Annotated in this window: 1 protein-coding gene; it reads right to left on the bottom strand. The window is 71.5% G+C overall.

The genetic code is table 11. From position 1 onward, the window contains the following. On the bottom strand, positions 1 to 1,151 hold a 1,151-nt coding region (locus DRV85_RS18800; RefSeq protein WP_113291002.1), incomplete at its 3' end, for a toprim domain-containing protein. Between the last annotated feature and the right edge of the window lie 256 nt (positions 1,152 to 1,407).

Raw genomic sequence — 1,407 nt, 5'->3', positions numbered from 1 at the left:
GCCTCGACGGCCGCCCAGTAGTCCGGGATCGCGGCCATGAAATCGGCGATCGCCTCGGAAAGGCTCGCACGGGCCTCGTCAGGCGTGAGAACCGGTGCGGGATAGGTGGGCGGTGGCGGCGGGATCCGGGCCGCTCCGGCGACGAGCGCCGCGACGGCGTCCGGCCCCTCGGCGCAGAACAGATCGTTGGCGTCGCCCGGTCTGTCCGGCACGGCGAGACGGCCGTCGACGGCGAGCGCGACCTTGCGGGCCGCCTCGACACCGGGATTGGTGTCCCGGTCGGGCTTCGCGTCGTTATCGGCGACGAGGACGAGATCGGCATCTGGGAACCGGACCCGCAACGCCTCGGCCACCGGCATCAGGTTGCCCGCGTCCATCGCCGCGATCACGGTATGGCCCGTGGCGATGTGCAGGCTCGCGCCGGTCGCCCAGCCCTCGCAGATCAGGACGGGGCCAGCGGGTTCGGCAATCGGCCCGGGCTCCGCGCCCACCACCGCGAAATGCCCCTTCTTGGCCCCGCCGGCCAGGTAACGCTTGGCTCCGTCCTGCGCGATGAACTCCACACTGTGGATCCCACCGTCGATGTCGTGCAGCGGCACGACGAGCCGGCCGTTCGCGTCCATGCGCAGGGCGAGCGGCGCGGTCTGCTTGGCGACGAGATAGGGATGGTCGGCCGGTGCGGGACGGGCGCTGTCCCAGATCCGGGCCGCGCGCACGGCGGCCTCGTCCGCGCGGTTCGGCGCGGGCGTGACATCGTCATCGGGGTCGCTCTCGAGCGACGGCGCAGCGGCCAGCGTCGTTGGTGGCTCGCCCGGATCGTTCGTCGGCGTTGCGCCTTGTGAGGAACGCTGACGAGCCGACCGAGGCAGCGCCGCCATGCCGATCCGCTCTGCTATCCAGTCGGTGGCATCCTCGCGCGCCATGCCGAGATCGCGGCCGACCAGGTCCGAGAACCAGCCGCCCCGGCCTTCCTCGTGGTCGAACCATATCCCCGCCTTCGCGCCACCGACGACGACCGAGAGACTGCCCTTGCGGCCCCAGCGCCATTCCTGGCCCGCCCGGAAGGACGGCTTACCCAGAAGCTCCACCGCAAGCTCCGGCACGCGGGCGCGCAGCTCCGCATCGAAGGCCCGCCAGTCCCGCCCGCTCATCGCCGGCCCTGCGGAACGGGCGCATCCGGACCGGTCGGCAAAAGAGCCGCGGCGGCAGGGTGCGAGAGTTTGCGAAGACGGGCGGACACGGGGGCTGCGGAACCGGAAGGAGGGCGTTGTCAGCCCCGGTTCTGCCGCCCTTCAGACCACCCTCGCGACGTCGGAACCGGTCCGCCCGGCCGCAGGCCATCGCGCCGAAAAGGGGTGATCCCTTCCGGCAAGACATTGAAATCAAGTCAGATCATGGGTGGACCCC

Origin of the sequence: Rhodosalinus halophilus, from assembly GCF_003298775.1 — a bacterium.
Taxonomy (GTDB): Bacteria; Pseudomonadota; Alphaproteobacteria; order Rhodobacterales; family Rhodobacteraceae; genus Rhodosalinus; species Rhodosalinus halophilus.
The sequence above is the reverse complement of the archived record's forward strand: the minus strand, read 5'-3'. Positions and strand labels throughout refer to the sequence as shown.